We start from the raw sequence: 26,236 nt of genomic DNA, 5'->3' as shown, positions 1-26,236 counted from the left end.
CATGCGATTCCTCTGATAACCGCTGGTCAGCTCTACAAGTGAATAGGCGTTAACCGGAGCACCGAGCAGACAGCCGACATCGGGCGGTGCCAAACGCACCGCCTGCGAGGGTCACCGCACAGGGCCGCGCGACCAGCCCTGCCGCTCCACGCCCAGGGGCAGCGCTCTGCGGCGGCGCACGACACGGCGACGAAACACGGGTCTGTCCAACGTCGGGTCCAAACGTGCCACTCCGCAGTTCCGGATCTTCGGACAGGACGGGGCTCGCGACGACGACCTGGGGATTCCCGTCCAACCGGGACGAACCGGTGATCCACTGGCCGACACCAACTTCACCCTTGTGGGCGGTGCCGAAAGTCCCGGTCGAACCGTCAACCCCACGAACGCGCTGACGAAAGCGCCAGCACGGCCTGCGCGCGAACACCGGACGATCGCAACGCGCGGGCACATTCACCAGCCGTCGCACCCGTCGTGACCACGTCGTCCAGCAGCACAACTGTTCCCGGTGGGGGTCTGCCGCAAACGCGCACGCGCCCGTCCACGTTCCTCCTGCGCGCTCCCGGACCCAGCCCCACGGAGTCGGCCACGCCCGCCGTGAACGACAGGACCGGTGCCACGGCGGCGATCTCCACGGCCCGCGCGATTCTCACCATGTGGTCGCCCCCGCGTTCCTTGGCCGCCCCGGCCCGTGACGGCGCCGGCACCAGCACCCACGGCGCGGGCCCGACCGACACGAGCGCCGCGGCCACCACGGCGCCGAACCACGCAGCCAACGCCCGCGCACCCCGTTCCTTGAACGCGAGCACGAGCTCCCGCACCACGCCGTCGTACGCCGCCAGCGCCCACACCGGCGGCCCGACCCCGGGCACGGACAGGCGAGCCGGCGGCCCGAACGCACCGAGGCAGGACGAGCAGCAGGCGGGGCCGGGCCGCCCGCAGCCGGAGCAGCGGACGGGCACGATCAGCTCAAGGGGCATGTGGACCAGGGTGACGACGGGGTCTGACATTTTCCGCGGTCCCGCACACCGCCGAACCAGCGATGGGTGCGCAGGCGGCCGGAAGGGCGGTTGGCAGCGGAAAAGTGCTCGCTGATCTTGAGTTGGCAGTACTTGCAGACGCCGGTAGGAGCAGGGGGTCAGCCCGGGTAGAAGACCTGTGAACCGGTTGACGTGCGGATCGGGCTCGGACGCCACACGTCGGTGATGTCCGTGGCGATCCACAGCCCGGAGCTGTCGATCACCTGCACCGACCGCGACGGGCCCGCGGCCACCGACCCGACGAGCCCGGTGAGGTTCGACTGGCTGTACCGGTCGAGCTTGGCCCCGTCGATGTAGACCTTGCTGACCGGCAGCGCGGCCACGGACGACGACACGACCACGATGTCCTGTGACAGCCAGTCCACCGACAGCACCGAGGAGCCCAGCAGGGACGGCTGAACGGCCCGCGGGGAGCGCAGCGCCACGTCCTGCTGGTTGCGGACCACGGAGGCCACGTAGAGCTTCCCGGCGATGACCAGGGCCGCGCGCGTGCCGTCACGGGAGAGGCGGAGCTCGGTGATGCCGCCGAACGCGGCCAGGTCGGTGGTGTTGACGCTCTTCGCGGTCCAGTTGCCGTTGTCCGCACGGGTGACGCGCGTGACCGAGCTTCCCGTCGGCGACGGTCCAGACCTCCTTGCTCGGCTCCTTCGGACCGCTCGACAGCAGCCACGTCGGTCTGGTCAGCGAGGTGGCCGGCAGGTCCACCTCGGACAGCGGCTGCTCGTTCTCCCCCACCCGCAGGCGCATCGCCGCGCCGTCGCGGGTCACCACCGCCAGGCGCGAGCCGTCCAGCGACTGGGCCGCGCTCGCCACGGTGTAGGTGCCGTCGCCGGCCGGGCCCTTGACGGCGACGCCGTCGTTCAGCGAGCGCAGGCGGCCGTCCACGACCAGCATGCCGGGCAGGTTCACGTTCGAGGCCAGCAACGCCTCACCCGCGGTCGCCGACACGTCGGACGGGCGGTAGTCGCGTTGCTCGGCCAGGATCTGCTGGCCGTCGACGAGGACGCGGATGCGCGAGGACGTGACGCCCTGGAACGACTTCACGACCTGCGCGACGATCTGCTTGTTCTTCTCCGGCGTGCGGTCGTTGCCGACCTTGGTGAGGTTGACCTCGAGCGCGCCGTCGTCGGCTTCCTTGGTGTTCGAGAACTTGTCGGTGTCCGGGCCCAGCGCGGAGACCAGCGTGTCGCGCAGCGCGTCACTGGGGCCCTTGATCAGCAGCTCGGTCACGCGGGTCGGGATGTCGGTGGCGGGCGGCACGACCACGAACCGCGGGTCCGGCACCAGCACGCTGAACTCCGGGTTGTAGAACCAGAGCACGACGCGGCGGTAGCTGTTGTTGAACACGTTCTGCGGCATGTAGACGCCCAGCGGCGGCTCGGAGATGCGCCACTGGTTCTCGTTGTTGCGCTCCAGCTTCACCGGCGTCGAGAAGTCGCCGAGCTGCGGCACGAACGCGTTGTCGTTGGCGCCCAGGCGGCCGACGTTCTTGCCCTGCAGCAACACGGTCTGCGTCTTCTCGGCCTGCGCCTGCGAGGTCGGCACGGTCGAGAACGACGTCTCGATGATCGTGGGGCTCTTGGTGTCCCACTTCTTGTCGGCCTCCGGCGTCAGGTACGCCCGCGCCGCCGCGTAGTTGTGGTCCGGGTTGGACGTCGCGCCGATGAAGTCGCGAACCAGCTCGAACGGGTCGAGGTCGCGCCTCGGCTCGGGCGCCTGGTTCGTGTTCGAGGCCTTGTTGTCCTTGGTGCCGATGGGTTTCGGCTGGGTGTTCGTCGGGATCGCGGCACAGCCCGTGATCGTCACGAGCACGAGGAGCACCAGGGTCAGCCGCTTCACCGCACTTCCTCCGAAACCTCGTCGGGCACGCCGTCGACCGGTTCGGCCGGCTGCCAGGTGATCTCCTCGGGGGTCAGCTCGACCTCCTCCGGTTCCTCCGCCACCGGCGTCTCCGCGACGGCGGCGACCGCGCCGGTCGCGATGGCGGGCGCCAGCGGCAACGGGCTCTCGCGCAGCTCCTCGCCGTGCGTGCGCGGCAGCGTCAGGCGGAACACCGCGCCGTGGCCCGGTTCTCCCCATGCCTCCAGCCAGCCGCCGTGCAGCCGCGCGTCCTCCAGCGAGATCGACAGGCCGAGGCCGGTGCCGCCGGTGCGCCGGTTGCGCGACGGGTCGGCGCGCCAGAACCGGCTGAACACCAGGTCCGCCTCGCCCGGCCGCAGCCCGACGCCGTGGTCCCGCACGGTGATCGCGACCGCGTCGGCGTTGCCGCGCATGGTCAGCTCGACCGGCTGGCCCTCGCCGTGGTCGATCGCGTTCGCCAGCAGGTTGCGCAGGATGCGCTCCACGCGGCGGGAGTCCAGCTCGGCGGTGAGCTCCTCGTCCGGGAGGTCCAGCACCACCGGGGAGTTCGCCGTCGTCGACAGCGCGCGCACCGAGTCGTGCGCCCGGCGGGCCAGCACGCGGATGTCCACCTGTTCGGCGGTCAGCTCCTCGACACCGGCGTCCAGGCGGGAGATCTCCAGCAGGTCGCCCAGCAGCGACTCGAACCGGTCGAGCTCGTCGACCAGCAGCTCGGTGGAGCGGGCGAGCCCGGCGGGGAACTGCTCGCGCGAGGCGTGCAGGACGTCCGCGGCCATGCGCACGGTCGTCAGCGGCGTGCGCAGCTCGTGCGAGACGTCCGAGGTGAACCGGCGCTGCAGCTGGCCGAACTCCTCCAGCTGCTTGAACTGGGCCTGGATGGACTCGGCCATCTCGTTGAACGACTCGGCCAGCCGCGCCACGTCGTCCTCGCCGACGACGTGCATGCGTTCGTGCAGCACGCCGTCCGCGAACCGCTCCGCGACCTCGGCCGCCTGCCGCACCGGCCGCACGACCTGCCGGGTCACCAGGTTCGCGATCAGCGCGAGCAGCATCAGCAGCACGACGCCGCCGACCACGAGCGTCGACTGCACGACCTCGGCGGTGCGCTGCTCGGAGGCCAGCGGGAAGATCAGGTAGAGCTGCATCGACCGGGCCGTGGTGCTCATCGGCAGGCCGACGACGTACAGCGTGGTCGGTTGCCCGCCGCGCTGCACGGTGTGGATCTGGGTGCCCTCGCCGCCGTTCTCGACCATCTCGCGCAGGCCGGGCGGCACGTCGTCGAGCGGCCCGACGGACGGCACGCGGGCGCTGTTGGACGCGAGCCCGTCGGCCAGCACGGGTTCGAACGCGCCGGCGCCGGCCGCCGTGGCGTCGGTGCCGGCGCTGCCCACCGCGAGCTTGTTGATCGCGCTGGTGAACCGCGTCTGCACGCTGTCCGGACCGGGGTTGAGGCCCACGAGGTCGGACTGGATCAGCGTCTGCGAGGCCTTCGCCTGGCGGACCGCCGCCTCCTCCTTGGTGGCCAGCAGCTGGTTGGTGATCTGCATCTGCAGGACCATGCCCAGCACGAAGACCACGGCGGACGACAGCGCGAGCGTGGACACCACGACCCGCAGCTGCAGCGAACGCCGCCACAGATCACCGAACGCGGCCCACCGCTTGCGCGCCTCCTCGACGAGGAACTGCGCCTTCGCGGCGAGCGGCCGAACGAACTTCATACGCCACCTGTCACGGAGGGCCGGCCTTGTACCCGACACCGCGAACGGTCAACACCACCTCGGGGTGCTCCGGGTCCCGCTCCACCTTGGACCGCAGCCGCTGCACGTGGACGTTCACCAAGCGGGTGTCGGCGGCATGCCGGTAGCCCCACACCTGTTCGAGCAGCACCTCGCGGGTGAACACCTGGCGCGGCTTGCGGGCGAGCGCGACCAGCAGGTCGAACTCCAGCGGCGTCAGCTGGATCGGACGGCCCTCGCGCAGCACCTCGTGACCGGGCACGTCGATCGTCAGGTCGCCGATCTGCAGCACCTCGGACGGCTCGGCCTCGGTGCGCCGCAGGCGCGCCCGGATGCGGGCGACCAGCTCCTTCGGCTTGAACGGCTTGACGACGTAGTCGTCGGCACCGGACTCAAGACCCAGCACCACGTCGACCGTGTCGCTCTTCGCGGTGAGCATCACGATCGGCACGCCCGACTCGGACCTGATCGCCTTGCAGACGTCGATGCCGTTCATGCCGGGCAGCATCAGGTCGAGCAGCACGAGGTCGGGCTTGAGCTCGCGCAGCGCGGGCAGGGCACGGGCACCGTCGGCGACCACCGCGGTGTCGAAGCCCTCCCCGCGCAACACGATCGTCAGCATCTCCGCCAGGGCGGGGTCGTCATCGACGACGAGCACGCGTGCCTTCATGCCCAACATCGTTGCACTGCCGGTCGCGCGTTCGCGCACCACCCACGTTCCATCGCCGCTGGTGGCGGAGCGCGCTCGTTCGGTAACCGGCCGGAACCCTCGTTCCACGTGCCCCACCTCGCCTGATTCGGCCTGATCGTCGCGTGCATCGTCGTGCGACGGTCACCATTCGTTACCCGGTGGTGTCAGGCCGTGCGGACGGCCGAGGCCAGCCAGATGCGCGCGTCACCCACCTTCCGCGGGTCGGTGATGGCGGGCACCGGGCGTTCGTGCCGCGCGGCCAGGTCGACCTGGTGCGTCACGGTGCCGCGCCAGCCGTGCCCTGCCAGCCACGCCACCGGGTCCTCCACGTCGGAGCACCAGCCGGCGTCCATCGAGTCGAACCGCTGCTGCACCGCCCTCATCTGCGGCAGCTCCCTGAACGCGTGGTTGACGTGTTCGAGCGCGAGCGTGCTGCCGCGGGCCGACAGCGCGCCGACCCAGTGCATGATCCGCTCGCCGGCCTCGGGGGGCAGGAACATGAAGAGGCCCTCCAGCAACCACGCCGTGGGCCTCCTCGGGTCGTACCCCGCGTGGATCAGCGAGGTCGCCCAGTCGTCGCGCAGGTCGCAGGGGACGACGACCCGGTCGCAGGACGGGCGTGCCCCCAGGTCGCCGAGGGCCTGCTCCTTGAAGTCGAGCAGCTCGGGTAAGTCGAGCTCGAACACGGTCGTGCCCGGCGGCCAGTTCAACCGGAACGCTCTTGTGTCGAGCCCGGCCGCCATCAGCACGACCTGGGGTCGCGCCGCGTCGAGGAGCTGGTCGTCGAAGTAGCGGGTGCGCAGGACGAAGTGGTCACCGGCGAGGTTGCGCACGCCGTTGAGGTCGCTCGCGGAGCCTGCGGCCGTCACCAGCCCCTCGGCCAGCGGGTCGTCGAAGAGGCGGTCGAGTTGGCGTTGCTCGGTGGCACGGGCGGCGGCGATCAGGACCGCCGTCCGGGCGACCCCGACCGGGGTGCGCTGCAATACGCGCTTCAAATTGGGCACTCCTATTAACTCACAGTGACGTACCGACACTCGATCGTGTCAACGGGTACGCACGTGAGCGACCACTCAAGGAGTGAAGAGCGGTCCCAAAAGCGAACGGAAGTTCACGTTTGACCGGCCGTCGACCAATTGCCACGGCGCGAGCCAGCCGATGTTCGCCAATCCGTCGTAAACAGCACCGCAACGGGCTTGCAGGCCGCCATCGGATTCATAAATGTCTCGCGCACGAGACCCGTCTTCCCGCTCCCGTTTCGCGGCACGTTCCGCGGCGACCTCGACGGGCACGCGCAGCAGCAGGTGCAGGTCCGGAACGGGCAGCCCGAACCGCTCGACCTCCAGCTCGCGGACCCACCGCACGAACTCCCCGTGCTCGTCCTGGTGCAGCCGCGCGGCGCTGTAGGCGGCGCTGGAGGCGACGTACCGGTCGAGCAGCACGACGTCGTGCCGTTCGAGGTCCGCGCGGATCTCGTCGGCGGCACCGCGCCGGTCCAGCGCGTACAGCACGGCCATGCCGTAGACGGAGTCGCTGAGGTCGCCGATGGTGCCGTAGAGGGCGTCGCGGACCAGGTCCGCGTGCACGCTGATCCCGTAGCGGGGGAAAGCGTGGCTGGTCACGGTCCTGCCCTCGGCTTCAAGAGCGGCGATCAGACCGTTGGCCAAGGTGCGCTTGCCGGCCCCGTCGAGGCCCTCGATCACTACGAGCTTTCCCACGCCAGCACCCTACGGGACCGGTACCGGCCACTCACACGGCCGCAACCAGTCCCCCACACGGGCGAAATCCGATCTTTCGATCACCAGATCGAGTGACTACGGTGAACAGTCACACGGCTCGTGTGTGAAGGGTAGGTGCCGCGGTGGCCGCGGAATCCGGGCACGCCGAGTCGGTCGACGAACCGATCGGTAACCCGACCGGGGGTCTGCCGACCCCGCTCGCCGAGACGCTGCGCTACGGGCCGTTCCACCGCGCTCTGCGCGAGGCGATCGCCCACCGGGGCCTCTCGCTCGCACGGCTGCGCGCCCACCTCGAACAACTCGGTGTCCAGGTGGGCCAGTCGACGCTCTCGTACTGGCAACGCGGCCTGCGCCACCCGGAGGTCCCGCGTGCGATCAGCACCGTGCGCGCGTTGGAGTCCGTCCTGCGGTTGCCGCCATCGTCCCTGCTGGACCTCATCGGTCCACGCACCGCCAACACCTACCTGCCGCGCCCGGTGCCGACGTGCCCGGACTCGGCGCCGTTGCTCGCCTCGTTCGACTCGGTGCCCGAGGCCGCGCGCAGCAACGCCGACCTCGAAGTGCTCTCCGTGCACGACACCGTGCAGATCGGCATGCACCGCGAGCAGCGCTCCATCACCACACGGCTGGTCGTGCGCGCGGTGCGCCAGGGCCCGGACCGCTACCTCGCCGTCCACCAGGGCGACGACGGCGCGGTGATCGACAACGCGCTCGTGCGCGCGGGTGAGGGCTGCCGGCAGGGGCGGCTGCGCAGGGAGGGCGCTTCCCGGAACCTGGCCGTGGAGATGCTCTTCGACCGCAGGCTCTCGGCCGGTGAGGAGCACGTCTTCAGCTACACCGTCGTCGACGACACCGGCGGCGCGACACCCGGCAACCACCGCACGTTCCGCGACGTCTGCGGCTCCTACCTGGTGCAGCTGTCGTTCCACCGGCGGGCGATGCCGGCGCGGTGCACGAAGCAGTTCCGCGCGTCGGCCGAGGCCACCCCGGTCGACGTCGAGGAGCTGGTGTGCGGGCTCGGCGGCGTGGTGAGCGCCTACTTCAGCGACGTCGGGCCGGGGATCGCGGGCATCGCGGTCGAGTGGAGCTGAGAAGCGAGGGCGAGGAAAGCGAGAGGGCTATCTTTACAGGAGTGTGAGAAGGAAGCCCTCTCATGGCCTCGCGTCGTCCACGCTAGCAGTCCTGTCCAGGATTTTGTCCAGCTGCTCGACGGTCGCGGTGAGCGGACTTCCGTCCGGAGTGGACTTGCGGCGCACCACGTCGGCCAGGTGCCAGACGGTGAAGTGCTTGCGCCCCAGTACAGCCGCCACGGTCTCGCGCACGATGCCGCGGTTGCCCTCGACCCGGTTCCCCCACGAGGCGCCGCGCAGGTACAGGTGCAGCCACGTGGCGAGCCAGCCGCCCTCGCAGCGCTCGAAGACGACCGGCAGCGCGACCCGGCCGTTGCCGCGCATGGCACTGCGCGCCCGCACGGTGCTCGGCTCGAACGGCTTGCCGCGCTGGCCGGGCTCCCGGGTCATGAACCCGAACATCGACTCGGCGACCTCGTTGAAGCCCTCGCCGTCGTAGATGTTCACCTGCGGCACCACGTACTTCGCGGTGATGGCGGAGTGGGGCACGTCGATGAACTCCGTGGCACCGTCCGGCGCCTCGGTGAGGTCACCCGAGTAGTAGGCGCCGTCGCCGTGGTGGCTGGTCCACGACACCTGCCCCTTGAAGTCGAAGGCGGCGTTGAGCAGCACCGCGGACAGGTCGTAGTCGGTGCGCTGCCCCTTCTGCCGCCAGTACGCGAAGAACCGCAGGAGGTCGCCCTCCAGCCACGCCTTCGACCCGCGCGGCAGCACGTTGAACCCCTCTTCGGAGGCCTTGCCGGACAACGGGAGCACGACGTCGAGCGCCTCGGGCGCCACGCGCAGCTCCGAGACACCGGGCAGCCTGCGGACGAGCTCGTCCTCCAGCACGTCGACCAGGGCACCGACGACGGGGCTCGCGAGCGGCGGCCGGACGTCGTCCGTGACCCACGCCCGGCCGTTCCGGTTGGCGAAGACCCTCGCGGCGTCCGGCTTCTCGCGGTTCTGGAGGTGTTCGAGCACCGAGCAGAGCACGCGGCCGGACACCTCGGGCGCGGCGGCGCGCACGGCGTCCACGACCAGGTCCTGGTCCGCGCCGTACCGCAGCAGCCGGTCGAGCTGGCGCAGCAGCATCCCCGGTGCCGCGCCGAGGACACCGACGGCCGTGCGGAGGTCGCCCTCCTGGAACGCCAGCTCCACCCGTCCTGCGAACGACCTGACGACCTTCTCCCTGCGTGCCACCGCGAACACGTCCTGCGCGCACGGCAGCAGCTCGTACTCGTGCGGGTGCAGCCGTTCCCCGAGCCGCTTCCACGCTTCACGGTGCCGCGGCACGTCACCGAGCTTGCCGGGGTTGCTCCGCACGGTCTCGTCCAGCGCCGCCAGCAGGACCCGGCGCTCCGGCCGCCGGAACGACCGGAACCGGGTGGGCGTCCGCAGTGTCACGTCCCCGCCCGACGCCTGGCACGCCAGCCGCAGCACGTCCGTGACGGTGTCGACGGACGGCACGGCACCACGGGCCAGCCGGGCGGCGTTGACCACCGCGCGGTTCTCCCTGACCGGCACGGCCTCCGGCAGCTCGTCGGTCTGCTCGGCCAGCTCGGCGAGCAGGTGCAGGTCGGCCTCGCCCAGCGGCGTCGGGCTGCCGGCCAGCTCCAGGTAGAGGCGGCGGGTCTCCTCCGCCTCGGTCCCGCCGAGGTGCAGGACGGTGACGCGGTCCTTGACGGACGGGATCAGCGCGTCGTGCGCCTGGAGGAGCTCCTCGTAGGTGTGCCGGTGGGTGCCGTACTCCGGCAACGCGAGCAGGTTGAGCACGCCGTTCGCCGCGAGCTCGTCGGCAGGCACGTTCTTGAGCAGCGCGTCGCGCAGGCAGTGCGCCCAGAACTCGACGGTGTCCGGCACGCCGTGCGGGAAGTCCTTGAAGTAGGGGTTGTGCCGCACGTCGTCCCCGACGAGCCTGCGGACGGCATCCACGATCGTCCGGGTGTACGCGGCCGGGTTCTGCAGACCCGCCACGTGCTCGACGAGCTCCTTCGACGCCTTGAACCCCACCTGCACCAGCGCCGCGTCCAACCGCCTGGCTTCGGCCCGGCCGTCACCGGCGGCCCCGGTCGAGGTGGGCACGCGCAAGGTCCGGCCGATGAGGGTCATGAGCACCCGCTCAGTCAACCTCGCACGTCAACCGAGTAAGTGCACCCGTTCGGGGCCGATGTTGTTCTTCGCACAACGCCTACCTTCGAGTTCCATGAACGGTGACCCGTCCACCCCGTACAGCCGTGACCTCGGTGACGAGCTGCGCCAGATCCGCGAGCAGTGCACGACGTTCCGCGGGCGCAGGATCGCGCGGATGCTCGGGTGGGACCCCGCGAAGGTGTCGAACATCGAGCACGGGAAGGTGCGGGCGAGCGAGATCGACATCGTGCAGTACCTGGGGCGGTGTGGACGGTCGCTGGAGTTCATCGAGGGGTTTCTGGACCGGTATCGCCGGGCCTTCGACCAGTACTTCGTGCAGGTGCCGACGAACCTGCGCACGCTGTCGATGGCGGAGTCGAGCGCCGACAAGATCACGAGCTACAACTTGACGGCGATCCCGGGTTTGCTCCAGACAGAGGAGTACGCAACCGCGCTCTTCGAGATCTGCGGGAACGCCACCCCGGACGAGATCAAAGCGTTCGTCCGTTTCCGGATGGACCGACAGGCCATCCTTCGGCGACCGAACCGACCGCCGTGCACCTTCTACATCCACGAGAACGCGCTGCGGATCACGGTCGGCAGCGCCGAGGTCATGGAAGACCAGCTCATGAGATTGCTCTTCCACACCCACTCGATCCGGATCGTGCCCGCAGCGATGGGGATGGCCGGCATCCTCATGGCCCCTTACGTGCTGTGGGAGTACGAAAAACGGAGCAGCGTCGCTTACACCGAGTCCGACCTCGCCATGGTCTTCGTGCAGGACCTTGCCGGAGTCAAGCAGTGCAAGTCCCTCTTCAAGCGTCTGGATGGGCTGGCCCTCAGTGAGGAACAATCGCGAACGATGGTGGCGGACCTCGCCAGCCGATCGCGGGAGGACCTCAGTGGCCGGAAACTGCACCTGGCGTAAGAGCAGCTACAGCGGCGGCAGCAACGGTGGTCAAGAGTGCGTCGAGGTGGCGTTCGCCGAGGTCGTCCGCGTGCGTGACTCCAAGAACACCACAGGTCCCCAGCTGAAGTTCAGCGCCAAGGCCTGGCGAGTGTTCGTCAGCGGCGACGAACGCTAGTCGCCCGCCGCCTGCCACGTCACGCACTCAGGCCGCTTGCCCTCGTTCGCCAGCAGCTCCCGCAGAGCCTGCCGCACCAGGTCGAGCGGCACCTCCGAGTCGGCGGGGTACTCGTGCGCGGTGCCGTAGTACAGGAAGCGCACACCGTCGGGATTGACCTTCCCGCCTTTGCTGAACCACTCGCCGTCGTCGCCGGCGTAGCGGACGGCACCGAGCCCGGTGGCCTCGTCCACGCCGACCACCAGCTCGTGTGCGGGGTCCTCGTCGGCGGCCTCGTCCACGGCGTAGACCGTCGCCGACCGGTAGTCCGGTCCGGCGTTCAGCAGTTCGGTGAGGAAGCCGTCGATGTCACCGTCGCCGCGCAGGAAGCGCACGCCGGCACCGTGCTTGTACGAAGCCTCCAAGACATAGCTCATCCCTGGGCTTCCTTCCCCCGGTAGGTCCGCTGACCACCTGGCCAGTGGATTGTCACGGTCTGACCCGGCTTGAGGATTCTCGGCAAGAGGCGGTCGCAGGACCACCGGCCCTCGTCACACGGCGCGTTGTTGACGGCGAGCGTAACGCGCATGGACGACAGGGCGCGGAGGGCCGCGGCGAGCTTGACCTCGACGTGCGAAGCGACCCACAGGGTGCCCCTGGCCGGGCCGATCCCCAGCTCCGCCAGCACGCCGCGTGCCTGCTGCCAGTCGTGCTCGCCGCTGACGAGCGGACGCTCCACACCGTCCTCACCGACCCAGATCCCCGACGTCTTGCCGTTCTCCCGAGCGGGGAGCTTGGCGAGCAACGTCGCGCCGGGCGCAGGAACAGGTGCTGCTGGCAACGGTTCGTCGGCTCGACCGCTGCCCTCCAGCCTGTTCGCCACAGCCGTCACACCAGCGTGGATGGTGGTCAACCTGCGCTGCAACGCGTCGATGCCCGCGATCACCTGCGCGAACGTGTCGAGCACCTGGTGGATGTCGGCTTGGCCGCTTCCGGCTGCCGCCCGTTCGATGAGAACATGCGCTTCCTCGGCGGCGTCAAGTGCGTTGGCGAGTTCGGCGAAGGGCAGCCGTTCCAGGCTTGCGCGCAACGCGGCGATGACGTCTCCGAGCGTTGCCATGCACGTTCGTCAGCTGAGCTCGTACGGCACCGGCAACTCCATCGCCGCCAGGAACCGCGCCGTCTTGACCTCGACGAACACCTCGGCGCCGTCGAACGCGTCCACGTCCTCCTCGTCCCACGAGAAGGAGTCCGGGTCCTCGTCCTCGGCCAGGAACCCGCGGATCTTCTCGGCCGAGACGTGCCCAGCCCACGCGGCCAGCCCGGCAGCCTCACGCGAGACATCCGTGGGGTCGGACGCGCTGGGGTTCTCGAAGTACGTGCGCGGCGTCAGGCCCAGGTAGGCGACACCAGTGCCAGGCCCAGCAGGTGCGTAGACGACCGAGGTGATGTCGCTGTCGTGGATGTCGATCCACAGCCACGGCTCGGTCAGCGGCGGCAGTTCGCCCTCGGACAACGTGGTCCAGGAGCCGTTCTCGTAGGCATAGGTGCCGAAGAATCCCACGACGGACATGAAAACAGGGGCCGTGCGACGGTGCCGGTCAGGGTGAGTCGGCGAGTCGGGCGCGAATCGCCGCTGCCTCCCTGCGGGCCGCGGTGGCCTCGGCCGCTGCCCGGTCCCGATCTGCTGAGAACAGCAAGGTCTCGGCCAGCGCGTCCAGCGCATCGGCCATGTGATCACGCCACTGCGCGTAGGTGAGCGTGGTGGAAGGGCCGTCAGGTCTTTGCGCACGAACCGCGCGCAGGTTTCCCAGGGCTCGTTTCAGTTCGTCCGGAATCACCCAAGGCCCTCAACACGGCGACGAGCCCTCACCCCGGGAAAGGGGCAAGGGCTCGTCAGCGACCGATCAGTAGCGGTAGTGCTCCGGCTTGAACGGGCCCTCGACGTCCACGTCGATGTACTCGGCCTGCTCCTTGGTGAGCTTGGTCAGCTCTCCGCCGAGCGCCTCCAGGTGGATGCGCGCGACCTTCTCGTCGAGCACCTTCGGGAGGCGGTAGACCTCGTTGTCGTACTCCTTGAACTTGGTGAACAGCTCGATCTGGGCGATCACCTGGTTGGAGAAGGAGTTCGACATGACGAACGAGGGGTGGCCGGTGGCGTTGCCCAGGTTCATCAGGCGGCCCTCGGACAGCACGATGATCGTGCGGCCCGACGGGAAGGTCCACTCGTCGACCTGCGGCTTGATGTTGGTCTTGCGGATGCCGGGGTAGCGCTGCAGGCCGGCCATGTCGAGCTCGTTGTCGAAGTGGCCAACGTTGCCCAGGATCGCCTGGTGCTTCATCTGGGCCATGTGCTCGACGGTGACGACGTCCTTGTTGCCGGTCGTCGTGATGACGATGTCGGCGATCGGCAGGACCGTCTCCAGGCGCGCGACCTGGTAGCCGTCCATGGCGGCCTGCAGGGCGCAGATCGGGTCGATCTCGGTGACGATGACGCGGGCGCCCTGGGCGCGCAGCGACTCCGCGGAGCCCTTGCCGACGTCGCCGTAGCCGCAGACGACCGCGACCTTGCCGCCGATCAGGACGTCGGTGCCGCGGTTGAGACCGTCGACCAGCGAGTGGCGGATGCCGTAGCGGTTGTCGAACTTCGACTTGGTGACCGCGTCGTTGACGTTGATCGCGGGGAACAGCAGGTCACCGGCGGCGGCCAGCTGGTACAGGCGCATGACGCCCGTCGTGGTCTCCTCGGTGACGCCGCGGATGCCCTCGGCGATGTTCGTCCACTTCTTGCCGTCGCGCTCCAGCGACGCGCGCAGCGTGTCCAGGACGATGCCCCACTCCTCGGAGTCGTCCTCCGAGGCCGACGGGACGACACCGGCCGCCTCGTACTGCACACCCTTGTGGACCAGCAGCGTCGCGTCGCCGCCGTCGTCCAGGATCATGTTCGGGCCCTTGCCGTCGGGCCAGGTGAGCATCTGCTCGCAGGTCCACCAGTACTCCGGCAGCGTCTCGCCCTTCCAGGCGAAGCAGGAGACGCCCTTGGGCTCCTCCTCGGTGCCGTGCGGGCCGACGACGACGGCCGCGGCCGCGTGGTCCTGGGTCGAGAAGATGTTGCAGGAGGCCCAGCGGACCTCGGCGCCCAGGTCGACCAGCGTCTCGATGAGCACGGCCGTCTGGATGGTCATGTGCAGGGAGCCCGAGATGCGGGCGCCCTTGAGGGGGTGTGCACCGGAGTACTCGCGACGGAGCGCCATGAGGCCGGGCATCTCGTGCTCCGCCAGACGGATTTCCTTGCGGCCGAACTCGTGGAGTGACAGGTCGGCCACAGCGAAGTCGATGCCGTTGCGGGTCTGCAAGCGGTCCGCGGTCATTGCGAAGTCCTCCAAGGCACTTCGGAGAGGGTGTCGTGCGACCATACCGCCCTCACGATGCACCACTATGACCTCACGTCGGGTGAGGGAGGTCTGGGGTGTTCATTGCGGGCCCCGACACACGGGTGGTCGAACTGCGGGTGCACGGTGTGCAGGGGACGACGCCGCAGACGCTGGTCGACGCCGTAGCGGCCGTGGACGTCGCCGGAGACGGGCTGGGGCGCATCGTGCGCCCCGCCGACAGACTCCGCAGGCCCGCACCCGGTCCCGTGCTCCAGACGGAGAGCCGGTCCGTGCCCCGCGTCGTCGAGGGCTACCTGTGGGGCGGGATGACGTCCGGTGGTGTGGCCAAGGCCACGTGGGCGCTGCTCTTCCCGTTCAGCATCGCCAACGTCGCCCACTGGATGCTGCCCCCCGTTCCCGATCGGAACCTGCCGGCGCACCTGCTGGGGCTCGGTCTGCGGTCGTTGCTGCGGGTGTTCGCGCTGCTGCTCACGGCACTGCTGATCGCGCAGGTCTCGGTGGTGAGCCTCGACCTGCTCGCCGCGCAGTGCCTGCGTCCCGGCACCGGCTGCCTGACCAGCATTCCGGCCGAGGCGCGCACCTTCCCCTGGTTCCGGGCGTTCCTAGGACTTTTCCCAATCATCGCGTTGCTGGTCGTCATGCGCCGGATCTCGCACGTCGAGTGGCGGATCGAGCGCCGCGAGATCGCCGAGGCGGAGAAGGAGGAGCGGCAGCCGTCCTCCGGCCTGCCCGGCGCGCACGTGGCGACCGACCCGGACACGCCGGCGCTGCGCTCGCTGCACGTCGTGATGGGCCTGGCGACGGCCGCGCTGATCGCGCTGGGTGGGCCGTTGCAGCAGCTCACGGCCTCGGGGCCGATGGGGGTCGCGATCACCGCGGCGTGGGTCGCGTCGCTGGTGTTCATCGGGTTGTGCCTGGTCAGCGCGTTGCTGCTGGACGACCCGACGGGCGGCGCACCCCACCGCGGTGGGCGGTGGCTGCGGGCCGCGTTGTCGCGCAGGCCGCGCCGGGTGTTCCTCGCGCTGGCGGCGGTGCTGGTGCTGGTCACGCTGGGTTTGCAGGAACAGCTGCCGGACCGGGTGCCGGGCGCCGACGTGACCGTGCAGGTGATCGCGCTGCTGATGGCGTTCGTGCTCGTGCTGTTCGGGCTGGTGCTGGTGCCCGCGGCGGTGCTGGCCCGCGGGACGTGGAAGGACCTGCCGCGCGAGCTGCGGCCGTGGGCCGGTGGCTGGTTCGCCGCGCCGGTGCTCGCGGTCGCGGGGCTGCTGGGCGGCGGGTTCGGTGCCGGGATCGCGCTGCCGGTGCGCAAGGCGCTCGGCGAGGAGCTGCACCTGCCGGTCGGGTACGGCTACATCACGCTGCTGTGGGGTGTGGCGGGCGCGTTGGCGTTGCTGAGCACGTTCGCGGTGGCGTCGTTCACCGGCGCGGTGCGCTGGCGGGCGTTCCGCAAGGGCAAGCTGTGGGCGCGTGAGGCGTCGTTGCTGCACTCCGGCCGGATGCGCGACCTGCGGGCAGCGACGCGGGCGTGGTGGTGGGCGCGCTGGGAGCGCAACCACGGCCACCACCTGATGATGATCGTGGCGTTCGTGCTGGTCACCGGTGCCGTGATCGCGACCGTCCTGCGGGTGCGGGACGTGCCGCTGGCGGCGTGGACGCGGCCGTTCTCGGCGTTCGGCGTGGGCGTGCTCGGCCTGCTCGCCGTGTCGCTGCTGCGGGCGGTCTACCTGGCCGCGCGGCAGCCGGAGTCCGGGCGGCGGCTCGGGATCATCGCGGACATCGCGCAGTTCTGGCCGCGGGAGGCGCACCCGATCGTGCCGCCCTGCTACGCGCTGAAGGTCGTGCCGGAGCTGGTGTCGCGGGTCGAGGACCACCTGCGCGACCCCGGCACGCGCGTGGTCCTGTGTGGACACTCGCAGGGCTCGCTGCTCGTCGCCGTCGCGGCCGCGCGGTTGCTGGAGTCGTTGCCACCGCAGGACCGGGAGCGGATCGGGCTCGTCACCGCGGGTTCGCAGCTGCAGTGGGCCTACCCGCGGGCGTTCCCGGCGGTGGTGCCGCACGCGTCGCTGGCGCGGCTGGCCGGTGGGCTCGACGGCCGCTGGCGCGCGTTGTGCCGGGGCACGGACCCGCTGGGCGGTGCGGTGACGACGTGGCGGCGGCAGGTGTTCGACGGCATGCTGCTCGGCGCCGGCTACCGCGAGGACGGGTCGGAGGGCGCGCTGGCACCGGCGTTGCGCGGGCCGACGGGAGCGCTGGTGCTGGGCGGCGACCACTGGCTGCCGGACCCGCAGCGGGGGCCGTTCCCCGGCCGGCGCTGGCGGTCGGGCGTGTCGGCGCACTCCGACTACACCTCGGACCCGGAGTGGGACCGGGCCGTGGCCATCGCGGCGGGGCTGATGCGGGTGGACACGCCGGAGGCGCCGTCGCTGCCCTTCGCGCGCAAGCCGAATATCGGGTCGCGGGACACCCTCGGCGGCTCCTAGTGTCGCGGTCATGCTGACCGGGGATCTCGTGCGCCTGCGTCCCGTCGAGCCGGAGGACGCCGACGCGTTCTACCGCTGGCACAACGACGAGGACGTCATGCGCTGGTTGCAGAGCTACTTCCACGAGTCGCTGGCGGCCATCCGCAAGCGCTTCGCCGACCGCCAGGAGAACCGGCACGACAAGGTCACCCTGTGCATCGAGACGCTCGACGAGGGCCGGCTCATCGGCGTGGTCGCGCTGCGCGACGCGGACCCGGTCAACGCGCGGGCCGAGGTCGACATCTACATCGGCGAGAAGGAGTACTGGGGCGGCGGCTACGGCACGGACGCGCTGCGCGCGATCTGCCGGTACGGGTTCGACACCATGCGGCTGCACTCGATCGAGCTCGGCGTGGTCGAGGCGAACGAGCGTGCCGTCAAGTCCTACAAGAAGGTCGGCTTCCAGGTCGACGGGCGGTTGCGGCAGTCGTTCTACCGCGACGGCGAGTGGCACGACTCGTTGCTGATGTGCGTGCTGCGCGACGAGCTGCACGTGAGGGCGGGCGCGAGGTGGCCGATCGCCTCGCGCAGGTGCTCCTCCACGGTCGCCGCCGGCACCACGACCAGGCCGGACGGCCGCACGTCCACCCACCGCCGCACCGCCAGCCTGGCCGCCGCCGACACCGCGGCCGCCAGCACGGCCGCCCCGAGCGGGTCCTTGCCCAGCCGCTGCTCGATCACCTCGGCGATCGGCGGTTCCACCGCGGTGACCGAGTCCAGGTAGGCCTCGCGCAGCGACGGCGTCGAGGTGACCAGCGCGAGCGCCTCCGACGGCGGCTCCCGGTACTGGGCGGCGAACGCGGCGACGATCGAGTCGACCAGCGGTTCGTCGGCGGGCCGTTCCCGCAGGGCCGCGGTGACCTGCAACGCGCGCGTCGCCGTGATGCCCGCGACGATCGCGTGGTCGCGGCTCGGGAAGTAGTTGTTGTAGGTGCGCGGTGAGACGTTCGCGGCCTCGGCGATCTCGTCGACCCGCACGTTGTCGACGCCCTTGTCCAGGGCCAGGCGCAGTGCGGCGGCCGCCAGCGCCGCTCGGGTCTCGGTCTTCTTGCGCTCACGCAGTCCCACGGCGATCACTGTAGAGACCTGCCGGGACACCGGGGACACCTGTTGCAACACGATCACTACCGATTGACTTTCGATAGATGGCTACCGATACTCGATGCATGATTGCTGAGCGTTGGGCGGTGACCGCCCTGCGGGTCTTCCTCGTGGTCCTGTTCGGGATCCTGGTCGTGTTCGAGACGATGTCGTTGCCGGGCCAGTTCCGGCACATGGCGGAGACGAGTCCGAACGACGCGCACCTGAGGTGGCCCGCGACGATCATCACGGTGTTCTGGGTGGTGTGCGTGCAGGTCGTGGTGGTCGCCACGTGGAAACTGCTCACGCTGGTGCGCAAAGATCTGATCTTCACGGAGGCCGCGCTCAAGTGGGTCGACGTGATGATCTGGGCGATCACGGCGGGCTGGGTGGTGCTGGTGTCGGTGTTCCTGTGGGTCGGTTTCAACGCCGACGACCCCGGCCTGCCGATGTTGCTGTTCCTGCTGACGACCGGCGTCACGGTGGTGGGGCTCGTGATGGTCGTGATGCGGGCGCTGCTGCGGCGGGCGACGACGTTGCGCACCGACATGGAAGCGGTGATCTGATGGCCATCGTCGTGCGCATCGACGTCGAGCTGGCCAAGCGCAAGATGAGCGTCGGCGAGTTCGCGGAGAAGGTCGGGCTGACACCGGCCAACGTCGCGGTGCTGAAGAACGGCCGCGCCAAGGCCGTGCGGTTCAGCACGCTCGAAGCCATGTGCCGGGTGCTGGAGTGCCAGCCCGGCGACCTCCTGGAGTTCGTGGACGAGGACGCCGAGGAGCTCCTCAGCTGAGCCGCTTCGCCAGTCGGTCGGCGGCCTCGTGCCGCCCCGACTCGGCGAGCAGGCCCACCGGTGCCAGCACGTAGTCGCGGTCCACGGTGATCTCCGCGGTCCGCAGCACGGGTCGCAGCACCGGGTCGCCGCGCAGCGCCTCCTCGACCGGCGTGATGTCGGCCATGTGCCGGAACACACCGCCGGACAGCACGAGCAGGCCCGCGCCGTGCGGGCCGAGCTGGCCGTCGACCTGCCGCAGGTGCCTGCGGACGGCCAGGATCGCGGCGAACGACGCCAGCTTCGTGTCCACGGCCGGGTCCTCCGGCAGCCAGCCGACGTCCTCGGCCCGCCGCTGCGCCTCCGCGGTCAGGTCCTCGGTGGTGAGGCGTTCCGCGTGCGCCTCCTTGACCACTCCCGGAGCGGACCAGCGCATGCCGAGGTCGCCCTCGACGGTGCGGCGGTCCGGTGGCAGGGCGACGGTCCGCTCCACGCCCTCGCTGTCCGCTGTGGACACCGCGGAGTAGACGTCCGTCGTGGCACCGCCGACGTCGACCACGAGCACCGCTCCCTCGCGGTCCTGCGCGGCCAGCCGGGACACGCCTCCCAGCACCGCGTCGGGGGTGACGGCCCGCACCAGCCGCCGGAACCGCGGGCCCCTCGACAGGCCCTTGCCGCCGATGACGTGCTGCAGGAACGCCTCCCGGATCGCCCTGCGGGCGGGTTCCGGGGCGAGCCTGCCGACGTCGGGCAGCACGTTCGGGCAGGCGACGACGGTCCGGTTGTGCAGCAGCCGCAGCGCTTCCGGCTGCGCCTCGACGTTGCCGGCCAGCACGATCGGCACGGCCACGCGGGCCAGCTTGCCCGCGTTGTGCAGCAACACCGACTGGTCGCCGCCGTCCGTGCCGCCGACCAGCAGCACCAGGTCGGGTGCACTCGCACGCAACGCCTTCACGTCCACCGGCCCCGCGCTGACGTGCACGACCTTGGCGCCCGCGCTCAGCGCCACCCGGTATCCGGCCTCGGCGCTGACCACGCGTTCCTGGCCGACGACCGCCAGCCGCAGCCCGCCACCGGCCGACGAGCACGCGAGGACCTCACCGTCGCCCACGCTCGCGCGCAGTGCGTCGACGCCCCGCAGCACCTCGGGTGGGGTGGTCGGGTGCTGTCCCGTGCGGACCAGCTCGCCCTCCTCGGTGACGAGAGCGGCCTTGGTCCAGGTGGAACCGACGTCGAGGCACAGGATCACGAGGCAAGCTAACGCACCATGAAGCTCACGCCCAAGGTGATCCTCGAAAGCACCCGTCTGACCGGCAAGACGGACCCGGCCGACGCGCTCAACGAACACCCCGCCTCGTCGGTCACCGGAAGTACCGCTACCACTCACCGCTGAGCTACTGCTCGTGGATCGTCGACCGGTTCCACCTGTCCACAACGGCCTTCCAGGCTTGGGGCGTCGGAGGCACAACGTCTGGCGACGTGCTCAGTTGTCGGCCTTCTCGTGCACGACCTCCATGAGCTCGCCGAGCTGCGCGAGCTGGTCCGGCGTGAAGAGGTCGACGAGGTACTCGCGCACGGTCTCCACGTGACCGGGCGCGGTGGTCGTGAGCAGCTCCCGCCCGGCCTCGGTGAGGACGGCGACGATGCCGCGCTCGTCGGACTCGTGCGGTTCGCGCCGCACGAGCCCGCTCTTCTCCAGTTTGCCGATCTGGTAGGTCAGCGAGCTCTTCGACACGACCACCCGCCGGGCCAGCTCGGTCATCCGCATGCGGTTGCCGGGCTGCTCGGACAGCACGACCAGCACGTTGTACTGCGCGTGCGAGAGCCCCGCGTCGCGCTGCAACTGCTGTTCGATCTGCCGTTCGAGGAGGTGGTACGCCTGGACGAAGTGGTGCCAGGCGTACGTCTCCTCCTCGGACAGCCACCGCGGGTTCGCCATGGCTCGCAGATTAGTTGGTGGGCGTCTTCTGGTTGCCCTTGGCGAGCAGCGAGTTCCGCCGGCTGTAGATGAAGTAGGCACCGACACCGAGCGCCATCCACACGAGGAACCGGATCCAGGTGAACACGGTCAGGTTCAGCATCAGCCACAGGCAGGCGAGGATCGCGAGGATCGGCACCAGCGGCACGAGCGGCACCTTGAACCCGCGCGGCAGGTCCGGCCGGGTCTTGCGGAGCACCAGCACACCGGCGGACACGAGGATGAACGCGAACAGCGTGCCCACGTTGACCATCTCTTCGAGCGTGCCGATCGAGGTGAAGCCGGCCGCGATGGCGACGACGATCCCGATGATGACCGTGATCCGCGTCGGCGTGCCGTGCTTGCCGGTCTTCGCGAGCCCGCGCGGCAGCAGCCCGTCGCGCGACATCGCGAACAGCACCCGGCTCTGGCCGAGCATCAGCACCATCACGACGGTGGTCAGACCCGCGAGCGCACCGACCGAGATGACGGTCGCCGCCCACGTGACCCCGTTCTCGGCGAACGCACTGGCGAGCGTCGCACGCGACCCGTCGGCCTGGGTCTTGAGCTTCTCGTAGGGCACCATGCCCGTGATCACCAGCGACACCGCCACGTACAGCACGGTGACGATGGCGAGCGAGCCGAGGATGCCGCGCGGCACGGCCTTCTGCGGGTTCTTGGTCTCCTCCGCCGTGGTCGCCACGACGTCGAACCCGATGAACGCGAAGAACACGAGACTCGCGGCCGCGAGCAGTCCCAGCGTGCCGTACGAGCTGCCGCCGAAGCCGGTGATCGCGCTCAGCAGCGACTGGTCGACCCCGCTGTGCGCACCGCCACCGGTCTCCGCGGGAGGGATGAACGGCGTGTAGTTCTCCGCCTTGATGTACTGGACGCCCAGGATGATCACCAGCAGCACCACGGCCACCTTGACCGTCGTGATGACGGTGCTGACCCGCGAGCTGAGCTTCGTGCCCACCACCAGCAACGCCGACAGCGCACCGATCAGCACCACCGCGCCCCAGTCGAACTGCAGCGGCCCGAGCGCGACCGTCGTCTTGACCTGGACGCCCAGCTGCGCCAGCACCGTCTGCAGGTAGATCGACCAGCCCTTGGCCACCGCGGCGGACCCGAGCGCGAACTCCAGCACCAGGTCCCAGCCGATGATCCACGCCGCGAACTCGCCGAACGTGGCGTACGAGAACGTGTACGCGCTCCCCGCCACCGGCACCGTGGACGCGAACTCCGCGTAGCACAACGCCGCCAGCGCACACGCGATCGCCGCCAGCACGAACGCCAGCGACACCGACGGCCCCGCCAGGTTGCCCGCGGTGCTCGCGGTGAGCGTGAAGATGCCGGCACCGATCACGACCGCGACACCGAAGACGGTCAGGTCCCAGGCGGTGAGCTCCTTGCGGAGCTTGGTGTCCGGCTCGTCCGTGTCCGCGATCGACTGCTCGATGGACTTCGTGCGCCACAACCCGTTGCCCGGCACGATCGATACCTCCTCAATGGAACGCGTTCGGCCCACCCTAGAGGTATCACCAGGTGAGATGCCCGCAGCTGTGTTCGGACGTTGTCAGGACTTCCGTGCTTCCCGATCCCGAACGCGGCGAAACCCGCCGCGGCGAAGCGAGACGGGTTCCGGAGGTGTTCGAGGTTTTCTCGGGCGGTTCCGCGGTGAGCAGCTTCCCCGCCGAACGCCGCGATCGTCTGCCTGGGAGGAGAAGGGGAGTCACCCAGGCACGCTTCTTGCCCGGTTGGCTCCCGTTGTCGGGCCTGCTCCGCAGTGCGACCGCACAAGGCCCGCTCACGGCGAAGCCCGCCCCGGCCGAGACCGGGACGGGCTTCAGAGGCACAACCGTCAGGCGCTGGTGACCGTCGTCCGGTCCAGGTCCGGCTCCAGGTAGATGAGCCGCGCGTGCGGCACCTTGCCCCGCACCCGCTGTTCCGCGTCGTTGATGGCCTGCGCGACCTCGTCGAGCGGGAGCTGCGGCTCCAGCGCGATCTTCGCCGCGACCAGCAGCTCCTCGGGGCCGATGTACTGGGTCTTGATGTGGATGACGCGCTGCACCTTGCCCGCGGCGAGCTCGTCGCAGATCACGTCGAGGTCGGAGTCGGAGGCGCCCTCGCCGATCAGCAGCGACTTCATCTCGATGATGAGGATCACGGCGATGATGCCGAGCAGCACGCCGATCGCGATGGTGCCGAGCGCGTCGAAGACCGGGTTGCCGGTGACCATGGTGAGGCCGACGCCGAGCAGTGCCAGCAGCAGGCCGATGAGTGCGCCGAGGTCCTCCAGCAGCACGACCGGGAAGCTCCGGGGTGCGGGAGTTGCGGATGAAGCCCCACCAGGAGGCGTCGCCCTTGATCTTCTTCGACTCGTTGATCGCGGTGACGAAGCTGTAGGACTCCAGGCCGATCGCGACGACGAGGATGCCGACCGCCACGAGCGGGCTGGTGAGGCCCTCGGGGTGCTGCAGCTTGTGGATGCCCTCGTACAGCGCGAAGACCGAGCCGAGGGTGAAGAGCATCAGTGCCACCACGAACGACCAGAAGTACCGGTCGCGGCCGTAGCCGAACGGGTGCAGCCTCGTGGCCCTGCGCTGGGCCGTCTTCTGCCCGAGCAGCAGCAGGCCCTGGTTCGACGTGTCCGCGAGCGAGTGCACCGACTCGGCGAGCATCGACGACGAGCCGGTGATCAAGAATCCGGTGAACTTGGCCACCGCGATACCGGCGTTCGCCAGTAGCGCTGCGACGATGGCCTTGGTTCCGCCCCCTGCTGACACGCCTGTCTCCTCGCACCTGTCCCGGCCGGAGCCGGTCCGCTTTGTCCGGTCGTGAACCTTAGTCCGTTCCCGCCGTGGCGCGGAAAAGTTGAGCGGATTCAACACCATCCGGTCGAACGAGCACCGCCGGGTCCGACGCGGGCAGCCACACGGACTGGCCGCGGGTCAGGGTCAGCTCCTCGCCGCGGGAGTTGGACAGCACCGCGGCGCCGTCCGTGCAGATCATGATCTGCGGGCCGTCGTGGTCGAGCCGGGCCTCGCCGGTGAGGTCCAGGCGGGACAGCTCGAACTCCGGCGCGGGCGTCCGGTAGACCCGCACGCCGGGCGCGACCTCCTCGCCGGTCGACACGGGCATGTCGCCGCAGGCGAAGTCCAGCACGCGCAGCAGCTCCGGCACGTCGACGTGCTTCGGCGTGAGACCGCAGCGCAGCACGTTGTCCGAGTTGGCCAGGATCTCGATGGCGGTGCCGCGCAGGTAGGCGTGCAGGTTGCCGGCGGGCAGGTGGATCGCCTCGCCCGGCTGCAGCACGATGCGGTTCAGCAGCAGCGCGGCCAGCACCCCCGCGTCACCGGGGTAGGACTCGCCCAGCTCCAGGATCGTGCGGCACTCCAGGTCGAACTCGCCGCGCTCCTTCACGTGCAGCACGCACGCGTCGAGCACCTGCGGCAGCAGCGACGAGAGCGACGTCTGCGGCAGCGTGATCAGCATCGTGAACAACGCGCGCAGGCCCGACGAGTCGGGCTGGGCGACGAGCATCTCGGTGTACGGCGCGAGGTCGGGTGCGTCGAGCGACCGCAGCAGCGCCGCCGTGCGGTCGGGCGCCCGGAAACCCGCGAGGGCGTGGAACTCGGTCAGCGCGCAGATCAGCTCCGGCTTCGCGGCCGGGTCCTTGTAGTTGCGCACCGCGGCGTCGCGCGGCACGCCCGCGGCCTCCTCGGCGGCGAAGCCCTCGGCGGCCTGCGCGGCGGACGGGTGCGCCTGCAGGCTCAGCGCCTCCTCGGCGGCGAGCACCTTGAGCAGGAACGGCAGCCGGCTGCCCCACCGGTCGGTCAGGCGCCGTCCGAGCTGGGCGTCGGGGTCCGCTGTCAGCAGGTCGAGCAGCGAGTGCTCGGTGCCGTCGGCGCCGACCACGCGGGACGGGTCGCCGGGGTGGGCGCCCATCCACAGCTCGGCTTCGGGATGAGGTGCGGGCACCTCCTTCCCGAGCAGCTCTGCGATGGCCGTGCGTGATCCCCACGCGTACGGCCTCACCGCGTTGTGCAGCAGGTCCACTTCTCGTTCAGCTCCCCAAACTCAGTACGGGTTGCCGCCGAGCGTTCCGGCGGCCAGCCCGAGGTACAACGCGGCGAGCTCGAAGCGGAGCGCGAGCAGCGCGGCGCTGACCGCGTCGCCTCCCGCCACCACCTCGACCGCCGGTTCGAGCACGTCGGCACCGGGCAGCGCGTCCTCGGCGGCGCGCCGCAGCGCCTCGGCCACGGGGCCCTGGCGCACGGCCAGCAACAGCACGCGGACGAGTCCACCGGTCTCGTCGTCCGGGTCGGCGAACAGGTCCGCGCCGGAAGTTCCCTGCACGGCCCGCCGGTGCAGCACCGGGCGGGTCAGTGCCTGCGGATACCCGGCGACGTCAGAGGCAACCCCGGCGAACGCGGCCAGCACGCCCGCGCCGTGCACCCCGACGGACGTGGCGACGTCGTCGAGGCCCCACAGCAGCGGCGTGCGGTCGGCCACGCGCAGGGCCAGCGACTTCGCCGGGTTCACGAACGACTCGTGCACCGGGTGGTTGCGCTCGGCCTCGCGGTCGAGCTCGTCGGCGATCAGGTCGACGTCGACCTTCAGCAGGCCGAGCGAGCCCAGCACCGTGAGCCACGCGGCGAGCGCGCGGTGGAAGCTGAAGCCCGGCGGCACGTCCACGCGCGGCGGCAGCAGCACCGCCCTGCCCGCGGCCGCGGCGGCGACCGGGCCGGAGTCCGGCGCGGTCACCAGGGTCCGCGCGCCCCTGCGGGCGGCGCGGTCGATCGACTCGGCGAGCACCCGGTCACCGGGGTCCTCGGTGTGCGCGAGCACGACGTCGAGCGCGCCGACCCACGGCGGCACCTCGTCGGACACCACGACCGGCACCGAGCACCCCGGACCGAGCAACGCCACGACGACGCCCGCCACCGCGACGGCGTGACCGGGCCGGGTGACCAGGACGACCGCGCGGGGGCGTTCGGCGAAGACCCGGTCCACCCCCGCCTCGGCCGCGGCCTCCGCGGTGGCGCGCACCTGGGCGCCGGCCCGTGCGGCGGCACGCAGCCAGCCGCCCGTGTCGGCGTCGGCGAGGCGGCTCGAGTCGTCGAGCAGCGTGTCGTCGAGCACCT

General features: G+C 70.4%; 25 protein-coding genes and 3 pseudogenes. 8 read left to right on the top strand and 20 right to left on the bottom strand.

Going from position 1 to position 26,236, the window contains the following annotated elements; all coding sequences use genetic code 11:
* Nucleotides 1-371: 371 nt before the first annotated feature.
* The 7 genes and pseudogenes from ACVDFE_RS10795 to ACVDFE_RS10765 all read right to left on the bottom strand — a co-directional run bounded on the left by ACVDFE_RS10795 (nucleotide 372) and on the right by ACVDFE_RS10765 (nucleotide 7,039).
* Nucleotides 372-977, bottom strand: coding sequence for a ComF family protein (locus tag ACVDFE_RS10795; protein WP_360395070.1), 606 nt, complete (start codon nucleotides 975-977; stop codon nucleotides 372-374).
* 158 nt (nucleotides 978-1,135) lie between these two features.
* A pseudogene (locus ACVDFE_RS10790) lies at nucleotides 1,136-1,591 on the bottom strand (LpqB family beta-propeller domain-containing protein); the annotation flags it as partial.
* A complete protein-coding gene (locus ACVDFE_RS10785; RefSeq protein ID WP_458434310.1) occupies nucleotides 1,533-2,396 on the bottom strand; it encodes an LpqB family beta-propeller domain-containing protein in 864 nt (287 codons plus the stop codon). The pseudogene ACVDFE_RS10790 and the gene ACVDFE_RS10785, both read right to left, overlap by 59 nt.
* A gap of 476 nt (nucleotides 2,397-2,872) precedes the next feature.
* Nucleotides 2,873-4,615 carry an MtrAB system histidine kinase MtrB gene (gene mtrB, locus ACVDFE_RS10780; RefSeq protein ID WP_458430337.1) on the bottom strand — a complete coding sequence of 581 codons (1,743 nt, stop codon included), beginning with the start codon at nucleotides 4,613-4,615 and terminating at the stop codon, nucleotides 2,873-2,875.
* Between the two features lie 10 nt (nucleotides 4,616-4,625).
* The gene (gene mtrA / locus ACVDFE_RS10775) at nucleotides 4,626-5,303 is read right to left on the bottom strand and encodes an MtrAB system response regulator MtrA (RefSeq protein WP_030471262.1); all 678 of its coding nucleotides are present in this window, start codon (nucleotides 5,301-5,303) and stop codon (nucleotides 4,626-4,628) included.
* 185 nt (nucleotides 5,304-5,488) lie between these two features.
* Nucleotides 5,489-6,319 carry an SAM-dependent methyltransferase gene (locus tag ACVDFE_RS10770; RefSeq protein WP_458430336.1) on the bottom strand — a complete coding sequence of 277 codons (831 nt, stop codon included), beginning with the start codon at nucleotides 6,317-6,319 and terminating at the stop codon, nucleotides 5,489-5,491.
* A 75-nt stretch (nucleotides 6,320-6,394) separates the two neighbouring features.
* Nucleotides 6,395-7,039, bottom strand: coding sequence for a dTMP kinase (locus ACVDFE_RS10765; RefSeq protein ID WP_458430335.1), 645 nt, complete (start codon nucleotides 7,037-7,039; stop codon nucleotides 6,395-6,397).
* Between the two features lie 143 nt (nucleotides 7,040-7,182).
* Between ACVDFE_RS10765 and ACVDFE_RS10760 the strand changes: the two genes are divergently transcribed.
* A complete protein-coding gene (locus ACVDFE_RS10760) occupies nucleotides 7,183-8,151 on the top strand; it encodes a helix-turn-helix domain-containing protein (RefSeq protein WP_360395055.1) in 969 nt (322 codons plus the stop codon).
* Between the two features lie 60 nt (nucleotides 8,152-8,211).
* On the opposite strand, the gene ACVDFE_RS10755 is transcribed toward ACVDFE_RS10760, so the two are convergent.
* Nucleotides 8,212-10,299, bottom strand: a complete 2,088-nt coding sequence (locus ACVDFE_RS10755; protein ID WP_458430334.1) for a hypothetical protein — start codon at nucleotides 10,297-10,299, stop codon at nucleotides 8,212-8,214.
* Between the two features lie 76 nt (nucleotides 10,300-10,375).
* On the opposite strand from ACVDFE_RS10755, the gene ACVDFE_RS10750 reads away from it, so the two are divergent.
* A complete protein-coding gene (locus ACVDFE_RS10750; RefSeq protein ID WP_458430333.1) occupies nucleotides 10,376-11,230 on the top strand; it encodes a helix-turn-helix domain-containing protein in 855 nt (284 codons plus the stop codon).
* Nucleotides 11,205-11,387, top strand: a complete 183-nt coding sequence (locus tag ACVDFE_RS10745) for a DUF397 domain-containing protein (protein ID WP_458430332.1) — start codon at nucleotides 11,205-11,207, stop codon at nucleotides 11,385-11,387. The genes ACVDFE_RS10750 and ACVDFE_RS10745 overlap by 26 nt, the downstream gene beginning before the upstream one ends.
* On the opposite strand, the gene ACVDFE_RS10740 is transcribed toward ACVDFE_RS10745, so the two are convergent.
* From ACVDFE_RS10740 to ahcY, 5 genes are all read right to left on the bottom strand, one after another.
* Entirely contained in the window at nucleotides 11,384-11,803 is a 420-nt protein-coding gene (locus ACVDFE_RS10740) for an Imm1 family immunity protein (RefSeq protein ID WP_458430331.1), read from the bottom strand. The genes ACVDFE_RS10745 and ACVDFE_RS10740 overlap by 4 nt on opposite strands.
* Complete coding sequence (locus ACVDFE_RS10735; protein ID WP_360395043.1) at nucleotides 11,800-12,486, bottom strand: DddA-like double-stranded DNA deaminase toxin; 687 nt, start codon at nucleotides 12,484-12,486, stop codon at nucleotides 11,800-11,802. Before ACVDFE_RS10735 ends, ACVDFE_RS10740 begins: the two co-directional genes overlap by 4 nt.
* A 9-nt stretch (nucleotides 12,487-12,495) precedes the next feature.
* Nucleotides 12,496-12,939, bottom strand: a complete 444-nt coding sequence (locus tag ACVDFE_RS10730) for a hypothetical protein (RefSeq protein WP_458430330.1) — start codon at nucleotides 12,937-12,939, stop codon at nucleotides 12,496-12,498.
* A 28-nt stretch (nucleotides 12,940-12,967) separates the two neighbouring features.
* A complete protein-coding gene (locus ACVDFE_RS10725; protein ID WP_458430329.1) occupies nucleotides 12,968-13,207 on the bottom strand; it encodes a hypothetical protein in 240 nt (79 codons plus the stop codon).
* 66 nt (nucleotides 13,208-13,273) lie between these two features.
* Nucleotides 13,274-14,737 carry an adenosylhomocysteinase gene (ahcY, locus tag ACVDFE_RS10720; RefSeq protein ID WP_458430328.1) on the bottom strand — a complete coding sequence of 488 codons (1,464 nt, stop codon included), beginning with the start codon at nucleotides 14,735-14,737 and terminating at the stop codon, nucleotides 13,274-13,276.
* Nucleotides 14,738-14,835: 98 nt separating this feature from the next.
* Here ahcY and ACVDFE_RS10715 point away from each other — a divergent pair, with 98 nt between their 5' ends.
* Together ACVDFE_RS10715 and ACVDFE_RS10710 are read left to right on the top strand one after the other, a co-directional pair.
* Nucleotides 14,836-17,241 (top strand): hypothetical protein, encoded by a 2,406-nt coding sequence (locus ACVDFE_RS10715; protein ID WP_458430327.1) that lies wholly within the window; start codon nucleotides 14,836-14,838, stop codon nucleotides 17,239-17,241.
* A gap of 10 nt (nucleotides 17,242-17,251) precedes the next feature.
* A pseudogene (locus ACVDFE_RS10710) lies at nucleotides 17,252-17,770 on the top strand (GNAT family N-acetyltransferase); the annotation flags it as partial.
* Here the strand turns inward: ACVDFE_RS10710 and ACVDFE_RS10705 are convergent.
* Nucleotides 17,713-18,348, bottom strand: a complete 636-nt coding sequence (locus ACVDFE_RS10705) for a TetR/AcrR family transcriptional regulator (RefSeq protein WP_458430326.1) — start codon at nucleotides 18,346-18,348, stop codon at nucleotides 17,713-17,715. The pseudogene ACVDFE_RS10710 and the gene ACVDFE_RS10705 sit on opposite strands and share 58 nt — an antisense overlap.
* Before the next feature lie 98 nt (nucleotides 18,349-18,446).
* Here ACVDFE_RS10705 and ACVDFE_RS10700 point away from each other — a divergent pair, with 98 nt between their 5' ends.
* Nucleotides 18,447-18,926, top strand: coding sequence for a DUF2975 domain-containing protein (locus ACVDFE_RS10700; RefSeq protein WP_360395030.1), 480 nt, complete (start codon nucleotides 18,447-18,449; stop codon nucleotides 18,924-18,926).
* Nucleotides 18,926-19,153 (top strand): helix-turn-helix domain-containing protein, encoded by a 228-nt coding sequence (locus ACVDFE_RS10695; RefSeq protein WP_065916239.1) that lies wholly within the window; start codon nucleotides 18,926-18,928, stop codon nucleotides 19,151-19,153. The genes ACVDFE_RS10700 and ACVDFE_RS10695 overlap by 1 nt, the downstream gene beginning before the upstream one ends.
* Here ACVDFE_RS10695 and ACVDFE_RS10690 read toward each other — a convergent pair.
* A complete protein-coding gene (locus ACVDFE_RS10690; RefSeq protein ID WP_458430325.1) occupies nucleotides 19,146-20,381 on the bottom strand; it encodes a glutamate mutase L in 1,236 nt (411 codons plus the stop codon). The genes ACVDFE_RS10695 and ACVDFE_RS10690 overlap by 8 nt on opposite strands.
* 18 nt (nucleotides 20,382-20,399) lie before the next feature.
* Between ACVDFE_RS10690 and ACVDFE_RS10685 the strand changes: the two genes are divergently transcribed.
* Complete coding sequence (locus ACVDFE_RS10685) at nucleotides 20,400-20,525, top strand: hypothetical protein (RefSeq protein WP_458430324.1); 126 nt, start codon at nucleotides 20,400-20,402, stop codon at nucleotides 20,523-20,525.
* Nucleotides 20,526-20,615: 90 nt separating this feature from the next.
* Here the strand turns inward: ACVDFE_RS10685 and ACVDFE_RS10680 are convergent, their stop codons facing one another.
* The 5 genes and pseudogenes from ACVDFE_RS10680 to ACVDFE_RS10660 form a co-directional block, all read right to left on the bottom strand.
* The gene (locus tag ACVDFE_RS10680) at nucleotides 20,616-21,071 is read right to left on the bottom strand and encodes a MarR family winged helix-turn-helix transcriptional regulator (protein ID WP_458430323.1); all 456 of its coding nucleotides are present in this window, start codon (nucleotides 21,069-21,071) and stop codon (nucleotides 20,616-20,618) included.
* A 10-nt stretch (nucleotides 21,072-21,081) separates the two neighbouring features.
* Nucleotides 21,082-22,581, bottom strand: a complete 1,500-nt coding sequence (locus ACVDFE_RS10675; protein WP_360395020.1) for an amino acid permease — start codon at nucleotides 22,579-22,581, stop codon at nucleotides 21,082-21,084.
* Between the two features lie 369 nt (nucleotides 22,582-22,950).
* Nucleotides 22,951-23,875 (bottom strand): annotated as a pseudogene (locus ACVDFE_RS10670) (cation diffusion facilitator family transporter).
* Between the two features lie 58 nt (nucleotides 23,876-23,933).
* Complete coding sequence (gene manA, locus ACVDFE_RS10665; RefSeq protein ID WP_458430322.1) at nucleotides 23,934-25,148, bottom strand: mannose-6-phosphate isomerase, class I; 1,215 nt, start codon at nucleotides 25,146-25,148, stop codon at nucleotides 23,934-23,936.
* A gap of 21 nt (nucleotides 25,149-25,169) precedes the next feature.
* A complete protein-coding gene (locus ACVDFE_RS10660; RefSeq protein WP_458430321.1) occupies nucleotides 25,170-26,234 on the bottom strand; it encodes a hypothetical protein in 1,065 nt (354 codons plus the stop codon).
* Between the last annotated feature and the right edge of the window lie 2 nt (nucleotides 26,235-26,236).

Source organism: Lentzea chajnantorensis, assembly GCF_054300775.1.
This window is presented reverse-complemented; position numbering and strand designations above follow the sequence as displayed.

Excerpts from the sequence above, each read along its gene's own strand:
- ahcY (WP_458430328.1), bottom strand. The coding sequence starts at position 14,737 with ATGACCGCGGACCGCTTGCAGACCCGCAACGGCATCGACTTCGCTGTG.
- ACVDFE_RS10680 (WP_458430323.1), bottom strand. The coding sequence starts at position 21,071 with ATGGCGAACCCGCGGTGGCTGTCCGAGGAGGAGACGTACGCCTGGCAC.
- ACVDFE_RS10750 (WP_458430333.1), top strand. The coding sequence starts at position 10,376 with ATGAACGGTGACCCGTCCACCCCGTACAGCCGTGACCTCGGTGACGAG.
- ACVDFE_RS10795 (WP_360395070.1), bottom strand. The coding sequence starts at position 977 with ATGCCCCTTGAGCTGATCGTGCCCGTCCGCTGCTCCGGCTGCGGGCGG.
- ACVDFE_RS10735 (WP_360395043.1), bottom strand. The coding sequence starts at position 12,486 with ATGGCAACGCTCGGAGACGTCATCGCCGCGTTGCGCGCAAGCCTGGAA.
- mtrA (WP_030471262.1), bottom strand. The coding sequence starts at position 5,303 with ATGAAGGCACGCGTGCTCGTCGTCGATGACGACCCCGCCCTGGCGGAG.
- mtrB (WP_458430337.1), bottom strand. The coding sequence starts at position 4,615 with ATGAAGTTCGTTCGGCCGCTCGCCGCGAAGGCGCAGTTCCTCGTCGAG.
- ACVDFE_RS10785 (WP_458434310.1), bottom strand. The coding sequence starts at position 2,396 with ATGCCGCAGAACGTGTTCAACAACAGCTACCGCCGCGTCGTGCTCTGG.
- ACVDFE_RS10730 (WP_458430330.1), bottom strand. The coding sequence starts at position 12,939 with ATGTCCGTCGTGGGATTCTTCGGCACCTATGCCTACGAGAACGGCTCC.
- ACVDFE_RS10700 (WP_360395030.1), top strand. The coding sequence starts at position 18,447 with ATGATTGCTGAGCGTTGGGCGGTGACCGCCCTGCGGGTCTTCCTCGTG.
- ACVDFE_RS10740 (WP_458430331.1), bottom strand. The coding sequence starts at position 11,803 with ATGAGCTATGTCTTGGAGGCTTCGTACAAGCACGGTGCCGGCGTGCGC.
- ACVDFE_RS10685 (WP_458430324.1), top strand. The coding sequence starts at position 20,400 with ATGAAGCTCACGCCCAAGGTGATCCTCGAAAGCACCCGTCTGACCGGC.
- ACVDFE_RS10695 (WP_065916239.1), top strand. The coding sequence starts at position 18,926 with ATGGCCATCGTCGTGCGCATCGACGTCGAGCTGGCCAAGCGCAAGATG.